The 15,531-nt window shown below is 41.0% G+C and carries 14 protein-coding genes; 11 read left to right on the plus strand and 3 right to left on the minus strand.

Annotated elements, in window-relative coordinates; genetic code table 11:
• The first annotated feature begins 20 nt into the window (after nt 1-20).
• The 6 genes from BDD30_RS18405 (at nt 21) to ychH (ending at nt 7,478) form a co-directional block, all read left to right on the plus strand.
• The gene (locus BDD30_RS18405) at nt 21-1,523 is read left to right on the plus strand and encodes a hypothetical protein (protein WP_041381951.1); all 1,503 of its coding nucleotides are present in this window, start codon (nt 21-23) and stop codon (nt 1,521-1,523) included.
• A 263-nt stretch (nt 1,524-1,786) separates the two neighbouring features.
• Nucleotides 1,787-3,280 (plus strand): hypothetical protein, encoded by a 1,494-nt coding sequence (locus tag BDD30_RS18410; protein ID WP_015834669.1) that lies wholly within the window; start codon nt 1,787-1,789, stop codon nt 3,278-3,280.
• Nucleotides 3,281-3,448: 168 nt separating this feature from the next.
• Nucleotides 3,449-4,135: a hypothetical protein gene (locus BDD30_RS18415; RefSeq protein WP_015834668.1), complete on the plus strand. Its 687-nt coding sequence runs from the start codon at nt 3,449-3,451 to the stop codon at nt 4,133-4,135.
• Nucleotides 4,132-5,457 (plus strand): hypothetical protein, encoded by a 1,326-nt coding sequence (locus BDD30_RS18420; protein ID WP_015834667.1) that lies wholly within the window; start codon nt 4,132-4,134, stop codon nt 5,455-5,457. The genes BDD30_RS18415 and BDD30_RS18420 overlap by 4 nt, the downstream gene beginning before the upstream one ends.
• A gap of 113 nt (nt 5,458-5,570) precedes the next feature.
• Entirely contained in the window at nt 5,571-6,530 is a 960-nt protein-coding gene (locus BDD30_RS18425; protein ID WP_041381948.1) for an Ig-like domain-containing protein, read from the plus strand.
• Nucleotides 6,531-7,202: 672 nt separating this feature from the next.
• Nucleotides 7,203-7,478 carry a stress-induced protein YchH gene (gene ychH / locus BDD30_RS18430; protein ID WP_015834665.1) on the plus strand — a complete coding sequence of 92 codons (276 nt, stop codon included), beginning with the start codon at nt 7,203-7,205 and terminating at the stop codon, nt 7,476-7,478.
• 124 nt (nt 7,479-7,602) lie between these two features.
• Here ychH and prs read toward each other — a convergent pair whose 3' ends face one another.
• From prs to lolB, 3 genes are all read right to left on the minus strand, one after another.
• Nucleotides 7,603-8,550, minus strand: a complete 948-nt coding sequence (gene prs, locus BDD30_RS18435; RefSeq protein ID WP_015834664.1) for a ribose-phosphate diphosphokinase — start codon at nt 8,548-8,550, stop codon at nt 7,603-7,605.
• A 63-nt stretch (nt 8,551-8,613) separates the two neighbouring features.
• Complete coding sequence (ispE, locus tag BDD30_RS18440; protein ID WP_015834663.1) at nt 8,614-9,489, minus strand: 4-(cytidine 5'-diphospho)-2-C-methyl-D-erythritol kinase; 876 nt, start codon at nt 9,487-9,489, stop codon at nt 8,614-8,616.
• The gene (lolB, locus tag BDD30_RS18445; RefSeq protein ID WP_015834662.1) at nt 9,489-10,115 is read right to left on the minus strand and encodes a lipoprotein insertase outer membrane protein LolB; all 627 of its coding nucleotides are present in this window, start codon (nt 10,113-10,115) and stop codon (nt 9,489-9,491) included. The genes ispE and lolB overlap by 1 nt, the downstream gene beginning before the upstream one ends.
• A 500-nt stretch (nt 10,116-10,615) precedes the next feature.
• Here lolB and hemA point away from each other — a divergent pair, with 500 nt between their 5' ends.
• From hemA to kdsA, 5 genes are read left to right on the plus strand one after another with little or no spacing between them, the layout of a single operon-like run.
• Nucleotides 10,616-11,878, plus strand: coding sequence for a glutamyl-tRNA reductase (hemA, locus tag BDD30_RS18455; RefSeq protein ID WP_015834661.1), 1,263 nt, complete (start codon nt 10,616-10,618; stop codon nt 11,876-11,878).
• A gap of 31 nt (nt 11,879-11,909) precedes the next feature.
• The gene (gene prfA, locus BDD30_RS18460) at nt 11,910-12,992 is read left to right on the plus strand and encodes a peptide chain release factor 1 (RefSeq protein ID WP_015834660.1); all 1,083 of its coding nucleotides are present in this window, start codon (nt 11,910-11,912) and stop codon (nt 12,990-12,992) included.
• Nucleotides 12,992-13,840: a peptide chain release factor N(5)-glutamine methyltransferase gene (prmC, locus tag BDD30_RS18465; RefSeq protein WP_041381945.1), complete on the plus strand. Its 849-nt coding sequence runs from the start codon at nt 12,992-12,994 to the stop codon at nt 13,838-13,840. Before prfA ends, prmC begins: the two co-directional genes overlap by 1 nt.
• Nucleotides 13,824-14,633 carry an invasion regulator SirB1 gene (gene sirB1, locus BDD30_RS18470; protein WP_015834658.1) on the plus strand — a complete coding sequence of 270 codons (810 nt, stop codon included), beginning with the start codon at nt 13,824-13,826 and terminating at the stop codon, nt 14,631-14,633. Before prmC ends, sirB1 begins: the two co-directional genes overlap by 17 nt.
• A 42-nt stretch (nt 14,634-14,675) precedes the next feature.
• Entirely contained in the window at nt 14,676-15,530 is an 855-nt protein-coding gene (gene kdsA, locus BDD30_RS18475; protein ID WP_041381943.1) for a 3-deoxy-8-phosphooctulonate synthase, read from the plus strand.
• The last annotated feature ends 1 nt before the right edge of the window (nt 15,531 follow it).

The raw sequence follows: 15,531 nt of genomic DNA on the forward strand, positions 1-15,531 counted from the left end.
ACTTTAATATGAGGTTTAATATGTCGACACTTACAGCAGATATCGTTTCAGGAATAACGGTTTTAGAAGAGTGCCCGGTTGTCATTACTGTGACTTATTCAGGTGATGATACGCATAAAGTAACGGAAACGACTGACATAATGTACAGTAACCCAGAAAATACCCATTTTGATGCTACCCCCCGTATTTCAAGGGATGTCGAGAAGAATACCTGCACTGCAAAATTTGTTGTTACTGCTGCTTCTGGTGCCAGTGATTTCACCATAACATTCTCAATGGATAAGATTACGGACCCTGATGCAAAATTGGAAATTGTATTTCGTCCTATTGATAAAAATGGTTTTTCGCATGCAGCGTTTGGACCTACAATTATTGGCGATTCGTTGATAAAAGACTTCTCTCCGGCAGCAGATAATGAGGAGCCTTCTGAATCTAATGGCAGCCTTCTTGTTAATATATATGCGCTGGGTAAAAGTAAAGACGCGTTACCCTATTTTCAAATTCCTCTGGTAACGGATAGACCAGTGCGTATTTTTGGGATTAAGCAAGGAGAAATGACGGAAGAAATATTGCCTTTTATTAGCGGGAAAGATAATTATCAATATTATATTAATACGAATAGTGATGGTTTTGTTGCCTTAAGAGTTTTCCCTAAGAAATCTAAAGGGAACTATTCAGTGTGTATGCTCACAAAATTGCCATATTTTTCAAGAAACGCGTCTTCAAGCATTCTGATTATTACAGAAAATATTTATTCAACTCTTCCTGCGCCGAAGATTGCAGAATTGGATGGTGATAAATTAATACCACAGCTAGGAAATAGGAGTACAGGTTTTCATGTGATTATCCCATTTTATGAAAATGCTAGGCCATGGGATCGAGTTTTCTTAATAATAAGAGAAGGTAATAAAGAAATTAAAAGCCAGTCTGCTGTAATAGCTGATCTGGATCAATTGGATAATCCGTTGATTTTAGTTCCATATGCCAGTGTTCCAAATGTTGGTGATAATGAGTTATATTATTATATGATTGATGTAGCAGGAAACGTCGCTGTGTCATCAGCTCTCTATTTTAATTTAACGAGGTCGGTACCAAATGTACCACCAGAAGCTAAGCGTACATTAGTTGCACCCAGAATTTTCACTCATAAAGATCAGGTGGAAATCGGACAGCGAGGTAAGATAGATCTTGCAAATATTTTAGGAGGGGAACTGGATGTTTACATTTCTGTGGGGCCAGAAACTGAAATCAATGTAAATGATGTTATTGATGTAAGTGTTTACGTTAATGGTACTATGGACGAGGAGCTATATTCAGCAATTAATACTATTAATCCTTATACAGTAACCAAGGAAGACTTGGCGGCAGGAGTAAGTATTATTCAGCTTGGTCAAGAGTTTTTTTCATATGTAAACTCATATGCTGATGGCACGCCAGGCTCAGTATATATCGCTTATCAGGTAAGGAATAAAAACTCTAAGATTTGGTATGGACACATTGATGCTGTTTCACCTGGACAGTAAGTTTAGCTAATTGGATTTGTTGGGATGCACGTTAGTGCTTCCCATTTTGACAGATTATATTGACATTAGAAAAGGTATTTTTATGTTTATTCCCTGAATGATGGAGTTATTGTTATTACATAATGGCCGAAGTAAATAATTTATTTATGTGAGAATTAGGAGGGGGTAATAGGTAGTCAACATCGTTGTGGAAGTGCATTATTTTAATAGAAAATTAGGTGTTTTTTACTTATTGATGTTTAATTTTAATATGAGGTTTGATTATGTCGACTCTTACGGCAGATATCGTTTCAGGAATAACGGTTTTAGAAGAGTGTCCGGTTGTTATTACTGTGACTTATTTAGGTGATGATATTCATAAAGTAACGGAAGTGACCGACATAGTGCACAGTACCCCAAAAAATACCAGTTTTGATAAAGTTCCCCGCATTTCAAGAGATACCAAGAAAAATACCTGTACTGCGAAATTTGTTATTACTGCTCATTCGGGTGCTAATGATTTTACCATAACATTTTCAATGGATAAGGCTACTGACCTTGGTGCTAAGTTGGAGATTGCGTTTCATCCTATTGATAAAAATGGTTTTTCACATGCCGCGTTTGAACCGATAATTATTGGCGATTCGTTGATAAAAGACCTCTCTCCGGCAGAAGATGATGAACAACCTTCTAAATTTTTCAATGGCAGCCTCCTCATTAATATATATGCTTTGAATGGAACAAATGATCCGCTACCTTATTTTCAAATTCCTTTGGTAACGGATAATCCAGTACGTATTTTTGGGGATGATGGAGAACAACTTACGGCAGAAATATCGCCTTTTATTAGTGAAAATAATAATTATCAATATTATATTAATACCAATAGTAGAGGTTTTGTTGCCTTAAGAATTTTTCCTAAAAAATTTAAGGGTAACTATTCAGTACGTATGTTCACAAAACTGCCATATTTTTTAAAAAATGCTTCATCAAGCATTCTGTTTATTATAGAAGATATTGTTCCAAATCTTTCTGCACCAAATATTGAAGAATTGGTTGGTGATAAATTAACACCACAGGTAGGAAATAGCAGTACAGGTTTTCATGTGATTATCCCATCTTATACAAGTGCTAAGCCACGAGATCAAATTTTCTTAGTGATTAGAGAAGATAGTGAGGAAACTCAAAGTCAATCTGCTGTGATTTCTAATATGAATCAGTTTAATAAACCATTTATTTTAGTTCCATATTCTGATATTCCAAATATTGGTGATAATGAGTTGTATTATTATGTTGTTGATGTAATTGGAAACGTTACTATGTCATCTGCCCGCTATTTTAATTTAACGAGGTCAGTACCGAATCAACCACCAGAGATTAGGCGTACATTAGCGGCACCTAGAATTTTCACTCATAAAGATCAGGAAGAACTTGGACAGCGAGGTAAGATCAATCTTGTAAAAATTTTAGGTGGAGGGCTGGATGCGCATATTTTTGTGGGTAAAAAAAATGAAATAGATGTGGATAGTGTTATCAATGTACGCATTTACGTTAGTGGTGTTGTCAATGATATTCCATCTTCAAAAATTTATTCTCTTGAACCCCATACGGTAACTGCCGACGAAGTGGCGGCTGGAGAGGCGATTATTCTACTTGGTCAGGCACCTTTCACGGGTGTAGACTCGTATGATGATGGACCAGGATTAGTTTATATTACTTATAGTGTAAGAATAAAGGACTCTAAGGTTTGGTTTGGACGTATTGATACGGTTCCATAACTGATTGGAGCTTTTATTTATTTGCGGGAAAACGCTTGAGCATTTTCCATTTTTCCGAATATGTTTTTTATTTGTGAACTGCGATTTATTTATTGCGTAACTATAATATTTTATTAAGCGTTATCATTGTATTTTTAATTAATAAATCATGGAGTTAATGGTGACAGTATGAATAACAGCATATCAAGTGTGATTATCACAGAAAACGCGGCGAAAAGTGATTTAACCAATTACCCTAATCTTAATCCTAAAAATATTGTGACTATATATGGTCTACCTGGGCATAAATTCTATGCTACGACATCTATCGGTGCTTCTATTGTAGACGGTAACATTGATGTAGATCAGATCACATTGACGTTAGATGAGACTGGAAAAGGACATTTTTATGTTCGTTCTCCATTTGAACATAAAAATATTGAAAATAGCGAAGAATTTTCGGCTGTTTTAATGATTTCCCCACAAGAAGATATTAATAAGATAATATCTTTTCCGCTTATTTTTGGTAATTATCGGCAGTCTGATGAAGCTATAGTATTTACCGCCTATAATTATACTACAGGCGCTCCGGCAGATGGGAAGACGCCTTGTTCTATATATCTTTTTATTGACCGTAAAAACAATGATGATATTAATCAAATCCGTATAAGAGTGAATAATAATGCACTCATTGATTGTTATAATAAAGATTGGGCAGATATTCCATTAAAGGAGGATGGTAGTGCGACAGTGAATGTGACTAGCAACACAGTAGGTAAAGTTAATGTTTGGCTAACAGCACCTGATTCAGATTCAGGGGATAAAGTCAAGCTTGTTTTATCGTTCAGACCGATTCCAATGGGAGATGAAATATGATTACTAATCACGACAATAAAGTTATTCCTTTATCGTCACCAAAATTGCCGCAAGCAGATAATGATGGTCTGATTGATGTTTCTGTTCAACAGAACCAAGATTTAATTATCAAAGTACCCTATAATAAGAAGATAAAAATCTGGGACGTGATCGTGGTAAGTGTTGGTGGAGTCCTTGCTCGACCGTATTATGTTCAGAATATTAATCTTGATTTTTTTACTGTAACTATGCCGTTCTCTGAAATACCTGATGGTTGCTATAATGTGACTTATACATCAGCTGACGATTTCGAGAATGAAAATTTCTCTAAACCGACTGTTATTAAAGTTATTAATTCTCCATCGATAAAATTATTACCATCAGTTTATCCAGATGCAACATCTGGCGTTATTCACTATTCGTCTCTTGCACAACATCATGGATTAAATGTGCATATTAGTTATAAGCAGATGCAGAAAGGCGACAGCGTTATATTCCACTGGCAAGGATATAACTTCAACTATGAGCCAATTGCGAGGGCGGCTTGGGATGCACAACCCATAACAGTCAGTGATGAGGATGTTAAGCAGGGTTATGTTTCTTTAGTGGTGCCGGCGGAAAATGTGCTTTGTTTGGGGCAGGAAGGCGTGGGAACCGGGTATTATGAGGTTGGCAATACTGTTTCTGCTCCAGGTTCAGTGATATTGTCGCTAACGGATATGTCATCTGTCATTATGTCAATTAGTGAAGGTGCGCCGATGGTATCTAATGAATATCCCAGAATAAAACCGAAAAATTTGGTTGCGGTTTATGGGCCGCCAGGAAAGAGGTTATTGGCGAGTGTTGAATCAGGAAGTATTGTTGAAGGGGATGGTACAAAATATCAATTTGCCCCCAATAGTTTCGGGTTGGCTTATTTCCATTTGCAATCTGAGGAAACGGGTAGTTTTCGCTGTACTGTTTCTGCGGAGGACGGGTCTGTAACACCGGGCGTAGGTCAGGCAATATTTAGCGAGTGGAGAGATGGAGGAGGTATTATCGAAGCTTATTCATTTACCTCGGAAGTCCCTGCTGATGGCATGAGTGTTTGTAGTGGTTATGTGATTGTGGATCGTACTGTTTATTTCGGTAAAAGATTACTTGTTCGTACTGATGGTTCCGCGATAATTTCAGGTTATGGTGATAATGAAAGAGAGTTGCAGGTTGCAATTAGTAAGGATGGTTGTACAACTTTCCATATCACTAATACCAAAGCAGAGAAAAATAATGTGATAATAAGTTTACCCGATGTTAATAAGTCGATTCAATTTTCTATTAATTTTAAACATTTTCCTTCTATTTAATGTAAGGAATATTGTTAATTAGCATAATGTTATCAAGTTGAAATCATTTTTTAACTTTAAATCGATGATAATATATATAAATATACATAATAGTGATGAGCTTGGAGAATGAAATGAATGACGAACAAGCATCAAAAGAGGCTAAAACATTAAATTGGATATTAAATGAAAAAACGGAAATTGCGGATAAACCGATATATGTCGGTGTAAGCGTAATTCAAGATGGCTATTTATTGCATGGGATGAATGTAATTTTAACGTTAGATAATAATTCTATGGTATTTAAAGAGAATAATGATCGTAGAATTATAAAAGGTACGGGAGTGCTGGGTAAGGTATCAGTTGAAATAATCTCTACTGATGCAACTCCGTGTCAAGGGAATGTGTATGCTTGCTTGGAAGCTGATACTCAAATAGAAGCCCCTCCTCTTCAGGTCGAGTTTACTTCTGCTGTTCAATCAGTGGCAGCGCTTAATCTTAAATTAAAAGAAAATAATGCATGGATTAATAGTACCGATGAGAATAAGGTAGTTGCAACGATGTATGATCGGTTGGGTAATGGAGTTAAAAACCAAAAAATAACCTTTTATGCAGATAATGGGGCAACAGTAGTTCCATCGTCGGGGATGACAGATAAAGAGGGTAAGATAACGGCGTTAATACAATCTAATAGTGCTGGTAAAGTAACGCTAACGGCGCAAGCGGGAGATATTGAAAAGGCTGTAGCTATGTGTTTCACGGATAATCCATATCGGTTAGAGATCACAGAATCTCCGGTTGCGTTGTCTTCATTCTCAAACGGTATTATAGCTGGATATTTATATAAGAATGGCATAGGTGAACCTAATGTAGACATAGATGTATCTATGGGAGCTTCTGTGTTATTGAGTAGTCAAGACCAATATATGACTACCGATAAAAATGGCTATTTTAGATTTAGAGTTGCTACTCTAGAGTGTTATCCTCATCATCATGTACCTCTCATGAATCAATCTTCATTGGTTCGTGTAAGTTGCATTGATGGACGGATATATAGTCAAACGTGGATAAAATTAATCCCAGATCTATATTAGGCGCTGGATATTTTGGGGGATACTAATTGCATGATTACTCATTGAAAAATTAGACAAATCCCCTGTTTTTAACCGTTATCATGTCGTGTGAAAATAAGATGATTTTTATTATCTCGGTAGGAATCATTGTTTGAAAATATATAACCTGGATGGAGTTTCACAACTATCATTGTTATACATCAATATTTAGTTAAAAACCTGAACGTCTCTTTAACTGAAGTTCAGGCTACCTAACTTATTATTTCTTCATTACATTTCTCATAATGATTAGGGTTTTGTTGTTAAATCTCTTTTATACCCAATAAATTTCGAGTTGCAGCGCGGCGGCAAGTGAACGCATCCCCAGGAGCATAGATAACTATGTGACTGGGGTGCGTGAAAGCAGCCAACAAAGCAGCAACTTGAAGGATGAAGGGTATAGTTGTGATCGTGCCCGCAATGACCTTTTATGAAATAGGGCTATACTATATATAGATGTATATATACCCAATAGATTTCAAGATGCATCGCGACGGCCAGGGAGCGAATCCCCGGGAGCATAGATAACTATGTGACCGGGGTGAGTGAGTGCAGCCAACAAAGAGGCAACTTGAAAGATAACAGGTATATCAAGTAAGCTTAACTTTTGAGCTTTTGGTTCTTAGTGTTCACGAAGAGGGTTGGAGGTGACATATGAAACGTCAAAGTGCCTTCATAGTGGGTAATGTATTAATGGGCATCGGGATGTTCACCATAGTGAGTAGCCTCGCTTATACATTACTGCCCCATATCTTCAGTCTTGGCTGGCCTGAGTTTTTATCTGAAGCAGCTTTATTGGGTGTCTTTATTGGTGCTCTTGTTTGGCTGGCTGGTGCCGGTGTTGGAGGTCGGGAAGGTATAGCAGATCGTTACTGGTGGTTGAGAAATTACGATGAGCGTTATCGTCGCAATGATCATCGGTATCCATAACAAAAATAGAGTTAGTCGTAGTTTGTGCTAATGGAAAAGTATTATTATTCCAGATAAGCAAAAAACCCGTTGAAGCTTTTGTACAACGGGTTTTTTCTTAATAAGCGATGTTTATAGATAAAACTTAGTGTTCAAACATCGCAGAGATTGATTCTTCATTACTGATGCGGCGGATCGCTTCAGCTAACATACCTGACAAAGTCAGAGTACGAACCTTATTTAACGCCTTGATTTCAGCAGACAGAGGAATGGTGTCACAGACAACCACTTCATCAATCACCGAGTTTTTGATGTTGTCTACCGCGTTGCCAGAGAAAATTGGGTGAGTTGCGTAAGCAAATACCCGTTTGGCTCCGCGCTCTTTCAAAGCTTCAGCTGCTTTGCACAATGTGCCGCCGGTATCGATCATGTCATCGACCAATACGCAGTCGCGGCCTGCGACATCACCAATAATGTGCATCACCTGAGAAACGTTAGCGCGTGGGCGGCGTTTATCAATGATAGCCATATCCGTATCGTTCAGCAGTTTAGCGATAGCGCGGGCGCGCACAACCCCGCCAATATCCGGGGAAACAACGATAGGGTTTTCCAGCTCTTTTTGTAACATATCCTCCAGCAGAATTGGGCTGCCAAATACGTTATCAACCGGAACATCAAAGAAACCTTGAATCTGTTCAGCATGCAGATCAACTGTTAGCACGCGGTCTACGCCGACACTGGACAGGAAGTCTGCAACCACTTTTGCGGTAATAGGTACACGGGCTGAACGGACCCGGCGGTCCTGTCGGGCATAACCGAAGTAAGGGATTACTGCGGTAATACGTCCTGCGGAAGCACGACGCAGTGCATCAACCATAACGACTAATTCCATTAGGTTGTCGTTAGTCGGTGCACAAGTGGACTGGATGATGAAAATATCACCACCGCGCACATTTTCGTTAATTTGCACGCTGACTTCACCGTCGCTGAAACGACCGACAGCAGCATCTCCAAGGTTAGTGTACAGGCGGTTGGCAACACGTTGTGCTAGTTCCGGGATAGCGTTACCAGCAAAAAGCTTCATATCGGGCACGAGAAAAACCTCAGGCTTGCGTCCAGAGAGATATTGTTGACCAATGTTAAATAAAACATTTATTCATTGGTTCAATAACACGGGTATCCCAGAGCGAAAATTATGCAAAGGTGAATTGTTTACGCCACGCGCAACAAAACCATGCAACCACTCAGGGGCTTTATTTAACACCTTACGGGCCGATGCTTCTGATTCGAATTCACCGAATATACATGCACCGGTTCCGGTTAGGCGTGACGGCGCGTATTCTAGCAGCCATGAAAGAAGCTGTTCAACCTCACGAAAACGTTTTCTTACAAGAGGTTCACAATCATTTGTGTACGGAGCCTTTAATAATGCGGCCAGAGAGCGAATTGGTGTATCACGTTTTAATTCTGGATCTGTGAAGACGCGCAGAGTTGAGATTTCAATACCAGGGTGAGCCACCAGATACCATTTTTCTTCCGGTTCTGCTAGTTGCAGGATTTCACCAATACCTTCTGCAAATGCCGCGTGACCTTTGATAAAGATGGGTACGTCAGCACCAAGACTCACGCCAAGGGTTGCCAGTGTTTCGTCTGTGAAGCCCGTTTGCCAGTGATAATTCAGTGCAATTAACACTGTAGCAGCATTAGATGAACCGCCACCTAATCCACCGCCCATAGGTAAGCGCTTGTTGATATGGATATCCGCACCTTTGTGAACAATTCCCGTATTTTGTTGATGGCTGTAGGATTGCAATAAACGCGCTGCACGAACAATCAGGTTGTTAGCGGGTTCCACACCGTCTACTGGTGTCAGTAAACGAATTTCATTATCTTGACGTGGGGTAATCGTAATGTCATCGCTGTAATCAAGAAACTGAAATAGCGTTTGCAATTGATGATAACCATCAGCGCGGCGACCAGTGATATAGAGAAACAGGTTAAGTTTTGCCGGTGAGGGCCAGGTCAGAGTCATTATTTTGTGGTCCAGTTATCCATTTTCAATTTAATGCGGCGATCGCCCTGAGTCAGTTCAAGACGGTTAGGAAGGGCGGGGATTGTTGAAGTATCGTAGGATTGATAATTAACTAACCATGTAGCGCCATTGTGTCGATAACTGACGGTTTTCAATAAATAGCCAGAATCAAGTGTAAAGTCTTTTGCTTCACCGGGTAGACCGGTTATCCAATGTCGCAAATTATCCAATGGAATATGCATATCGGTGAGTTGATAAATGATCTCTTCAGGGTTATCACTAAAATATTTTTTGCCTTGATTATCTGTTAACTGTGTCATACCGGGCTGAACGACGAGTTCTAATTCAGTGCTGCCTAAGGGATTAGTCAGCAATAAACGGTAGCGTTCAGGATTATATTGATGCCAGAAAAAACGGGCATAAACTTTTTTCTCATTAGTCAGATAAGCAAAAGATCCACGGGTTTGATATTGATTCAATTGCTGTAATTGTTGTTCGCGTGCTCGCCACTGAGGAGAATCAGCTGACCCGGTTCCTTCCGGCTGTGTTGTTAATGTACAAGCAGTTAGTAGCACACAAGAGAGTGGCAGTAGGCGGAAGAGTGATAATTTTTGCATTGGCTTCATCGACAATCTCTGTTTAACAGCATGAAAATTTTTACATTACTTAATAATGAAGAATAAAGTATTAATCCAGTTAAATTTCGAAAAAATATTCTGAATAATGATATCAGACATTGCTGATTGTCTTTTATTGGTCTGGCGTATCAAGTAGAATGCACAGCTTAAGAAGAGTCCTTATTAAGGGTGATGATTTCATCAAATATACCCTGTGGATTTCAAGATGCATCGCGACGGCAAGGGAGCGAATCCCCAGGAGCATAGATAGCTCTGTGACCGGGTTGAGCGAGTGCCGCCAACAAAGAGGCAACTTGAAAGATAACGGGTCTATACCCAATAGATTTCAAGATGCATCGCGACGGCAAGGGAGCGAATCCCCAGGAGCATAGATAACTATGTGACTGGGGTGAGTGAGTGCAGCCAACAAAGAGGCAACTTGAAAGATAACGGGTATAAAACATTTTTACGATGAATTTTCTCTCTGCTGATAACTCAATGCAGTTCATATGACTTTGTTAGCACTTGGTATTAACCACAAAACTGCGCCTGTATCTCTGCGTGAACGGGTGACTTTTTCCCCTGATGCGATTGGGGAGGCACTTGATAACCTTCTCCAGCAACCACTGGTGAGGGGAGGCGTTGTGTTGTCAACCTGTAACCGTACAGAGCTTTACCTCAGTGTAGAGCAACAGGATAATCTGTATGAGCAGTTAATTAACTGGTTGTGTGAATATCATCAGCTTAATCCCAGAGATTTGAAATCCAGTGTTTACTGGCATCACGATAATGAAGCGGTTAGCCACTTGATGAGAGTGGCGAGTGGGCTGGATTCATTGGTGCTTGGGGAACCTCAAATTCTTGGACAAGTAAAGAAAGCCTTTGCTGAGTCACAGCACAGTCGTTCTTTGTCGAGCGAGTTGGAGCGACTGTTTCAGAAATCATTTTCTGTTGCTAAACGCGTCAGAACCGAAACGAGTATTGGTTCAAATGCGGTTTCAGTTGCTTTTGCGGCTTGTACGCTGGCACGGCAAATTTTTGAATCACTTTCTGAGCTGAATATTTTGCTGGTAGGTGCGGGGGAAACCATTGAGCTGGCAGCCCGTCACCTAAAAGAGCATCGAGTGCACCATATGATGATTGCTAACAGGACGAAAGAGAAGGCTCAGATATTGGCTAATGAAGTTCAGGCTGAAGTGATTACTTTGCCTGAAATTGATACACGTTTAGCCGAAGCCGATATTGTCATCAGTTCAACTGCCAGCCCTTTGCCGATTATTGGTAAAGGTATGGTTGAACGTGCATTAAAGTTGCGTCGTAATCAACCAATGTTGCTGGTTGATATAGCCGTTCCCCGTGATATAGAGCCTGATGTAGAAAAATTGAATAACGTCTATCTTTACAGCGTTGATGATTTACAAGCAATTATTCAACAGAATCTTACACAGCGTAAAGCGGCAGCTGTTCAGGCTGAATATATTGTTCAGCAGGAAAGCGGTTATTTTATGGACTGGTTGCGTTCACAAGGAGCGGTAAACTCAATCCGTGAATATCGTGAGCAGGCAGAACGGATGCGAGCTGAAATGACAGCTAAAGCGTTGTCTGCTGTCAATCAGGGGGCGAATGTCGAGCAGGTCATCAATCAATTGACTCATCAATTGACGAACCGTTTGATACATGCTCCTACCAAATCACTCCAACAGGCTGCCAGCGATGGTGACCTGGAGCGTCTTAATTTATTACGTGACAGCCTTGGGCTGGAACAGAATTAACCATATCTCTGAATAGGGTCTGAAACCACGAATGAAGCCTTCTATTGTTGCTAAATTGGAAGCATTACAAGAACGTCACGAAGAAGTTTTGGCTCATCTCGGTGATGCCGATGTGATTGCTGATCAGGAACGTTTCCGTGCTTTGTCACGGGAATATGCTCAACTGACTGATGTGACTACTTGTTTTAAGACCTGGCGTACCGTTCAGGATGATCTTAAAGCGGCTGAAATGATGCTTGATGATCCTGAAATGCGAGAAATGGCACAGGAAGAAATCAAGGACGCTAAAGCTCGTAATGAGGAGCTGGAGCAGCAACTGCAACTGCTACTGTTGCCGAAAGATCCCGATGATGAACGTAACTGCTTTCTTGAAGTTCGTGCAGGAACCGGTGGTGATGAAGCGGCTATTTTCGCTGGGGATCTGTTTCGTATGTACAGTCGTTATGCTGAATCTCGCCGTTGGAAAATAGAAGTGATGAGTGCTAATGATGGTGAGCACGGTGGCTATAAAGAAATTATTGCTAAAGTGTCCGGTGAACAGGTTTATGGCCATCTGAAATTTGAATCTGGCGGCCATCGTGTTCAGCGTGTACCAGAAACTGAATCACAAGGGCGTATTCACACTTCTGCTTGTACTGTTGCAGTTTTGCCGGAGATCCCGGAAGCAGAGTTACCGGAAATCAGCCCGAGTGATTTGCGTATTGATACGTTCCGTTCATCTGGTGCGGGTGGGCAGCATGTAAACACCACGGATTCAGCAATTCGTATCACGCACATTCCAACTGGCATTGTGGTTGAATGTCAGGATGAACGTTCACAGCATAAAAACAAAGCGAAAGCGATGTCTGTATTGGCGGCCCGTATTCGCGCCGCTGAAGTTCGTAAACGTCAAGAAGCAGAAGCTTCTGAGCGCCGTAACTTGCTGGGTTCTGGTGATCGTTCAGATCGCAACCGGACTTACAACTTCCCGCAAGGACGGGTGACGGATCACCGCATTAACCTGACTTTGTATCGCCTTGATGAAGTGATGGAAGGCAAACTGGACATGCTTATTCAGCCAATTGTTAATGAGTATCAGGCTGATCAACTGTCGGCTTTATCAGAGCAGGATTGATGAATTATCAGGGTTGGCTTAAACAAGCCACAATACAGTTATCAGCAAGTGACAGTCCTAAACGGGATGCAGAAATTTTGTTGGGATTCGTCACTCGCCATTCCCGGACTTATATACTGGCGTTCGGCGAAACACAGATCTCCCCGGAACAGTTTAGCCAGCTTGAAACTTTATTAGCTCGTCGGGCAAAAGGTGAACCTATTGCTTATATTACCGGCGAGCGCGAATTTTGGTCGTTATCATTGACTGTTTCTCCTGCCACATTGATCCCGCGTCCTGATACTGAATGTCTGGTTGAAAAAGCATTGGAATGCTTATCATTAACACCTTGCCGTATTCTGGATTTAGGCACAGGAACTGGTGCAATTGCGTTAGCGATTGCCAGCGAACGCTCTGACTGTCAAGTGACAGGTGTTGATATCAATCCCGATGCGGTCATGTTGGCACAGGGCAATGCTGAAAAACTGAAAATACAAAATGTGGATTTTCTAAACAGCAATTGGTTCTCTTCGTTGAATAATCAACAATTTGATATGATTGTGAGTAATCCGCCTTATATAGATGAAGCAGATCCTCATCTGTTTCAGGGGGATGTTCGGTTTGAACCTGATAGTGCATTAATTGCGGCAGAACAGGGCACTGCTGATCTGAAGACGATCATTGATCTGTCGCGTAATTTTTTGTTACCTGATGGATGGTTGTTACTGGAACATGGTTGGAAACAGGGAGACGTTGTAAGAAGCCTATTTTCTGAGAGTGGTTATCAGCAGGTGGCGACTTTTCAGGATTATGGCGGTAACGAACGAATAACACTGGGCCAGTGGAAAAGTGATGAAAACCATAGCTGATTATGAATTTAATAACGTAACTTTAAGTAGTGGCATCTTGTTAATATCAAGAGCCATTCGTTCTGACTTCCCTCAGCGCTCAGTGGAGATACAGCTTCAGTCATTGATTGATGAAGCCAGGCGTGAAATATCTCCACAGATGAATAAAGAAGAACAACTGGAAAAATTGCTGGCGCTTTTTTATCAGAGTTGGAAATTTGGTGGTGCCAGTGGTGTTTATTGCCTGTCAGATACATTGTGGTTGGATAAGGTACTGCATTCTCGTCAGGGTTCGCCGGTTATTTTAGGGGTAATTCTGATCCATATTGCTCAGGCTTTAGAACTGTCATTGATGCCGGTTGTTTTTCCAACACAGTTGATTCTGCGTATTGATTGCCCGGATAAACCTGTAAGGTTTATTAATCCAACCAATGGTGAAACGTTGAGTGAATACATGCTTGATGTATGGCTTAAGGGTAATATTAGCCAAACTGCTAAATTAGCAGCGGATGATTTACAGGAAGCCGATAACATCAGCATCGTACTCAAAGTACTGGAGACCATAAAAGTCGCATTAATGGAAGAAAAGCAGCTGGAATTAGCGTTGAAAGCCAGTGAAGCTGTTCTGATGTTTGATCCGGATGACCCTTATGAAATACGTGATAGAGGGCTAATTTATGCCGAACTTGATTGTAATCATATTGCGGTTTCTGATTTGAATTATTTTGTGGAACACTGTCCGGAGGACCCGATCGCAGAAATGATCAGAATGCAGATATATTCTATTGAGCAGCAATGTATTGTGCTGCACTGATTTATCCAGTTAATTTATTTGCCCTTAACGGAAGGTATAAGTATGCAACAGAAAGTGGTTAATATTGGTGATATCAAGGTCGCTAACGATCTGCCGTTTGTTCTCTTTGGTGGTATGAATGTCCTTGAATCACGGGATTTGGCCATGAGTATTTGCGAGCACTATGTGACAGTGACGCAAAAACTGGGCATTCCTTATGTTTTCAAAGCCTCCTTTGATAAAGCTAACCGATCATCAATTCACTCTTACCGTGGCCCCGGTCTGGAAGAGGGAATGAAGATTTTTCAGGAGCTGAAAAAACAATTCGGTGTAAAAATTATCACTGATGTGCATGAACCCGCACAGGCTCAGCCCGTGGCGGAAGTCGTTGATGTGATTCAACTGCCTGCGTTCCTCGCACGTCAAACTGATTTGGTTGAGGCGATGGCTCGCACTGGCGCGGTGATTAACGTTAAAAAGCCTCAGTTTATCAGTCCAGGCCAGATGGGAAATATTGTCGAAAAATTCAAAGAAGGCGGCAATGATCAGGTGATCTTGTGTGACCGTGGTAGCAATTTTGGTTATGACAATCTGGTTGTGGATATGCTGGGCTTCAATGTCATGGCTCAGGCAACGGGGGGACATCCAGTCATTTTTGATGTGACCCATTCACTGCAATGTCGTGATCCGTTTGGTGCGGCATCTGGTGGCCGTCGTGCTCAGGTTGCGGAACTGGCGCGTGCCGGAATGGCGGTTGGTATTGCTGGTCTGTTCCTCGAAGCTCATCCTGATCCAGCGAATGCTAGATGTGATGGTCCGTCCGCATTACCGTTGGCAAAACTTGAACCATTCCTGATTCAGATGAAAGCCATTGATGACGTGGTAAAAGGTTTCCCAGAACTGGATACCAGTAAATAAA

Source organism: Photorhabdus asymbiotica, from assembly GCF_003634575.1.
Classification (GTDB): domain Bacteria; phylum Pseudomonadota; class Gammaproteobacteria; order Enterobacterales; family Enterobacteriaceae; genus Photorhabdus; species Photorhabdus asymbiotica.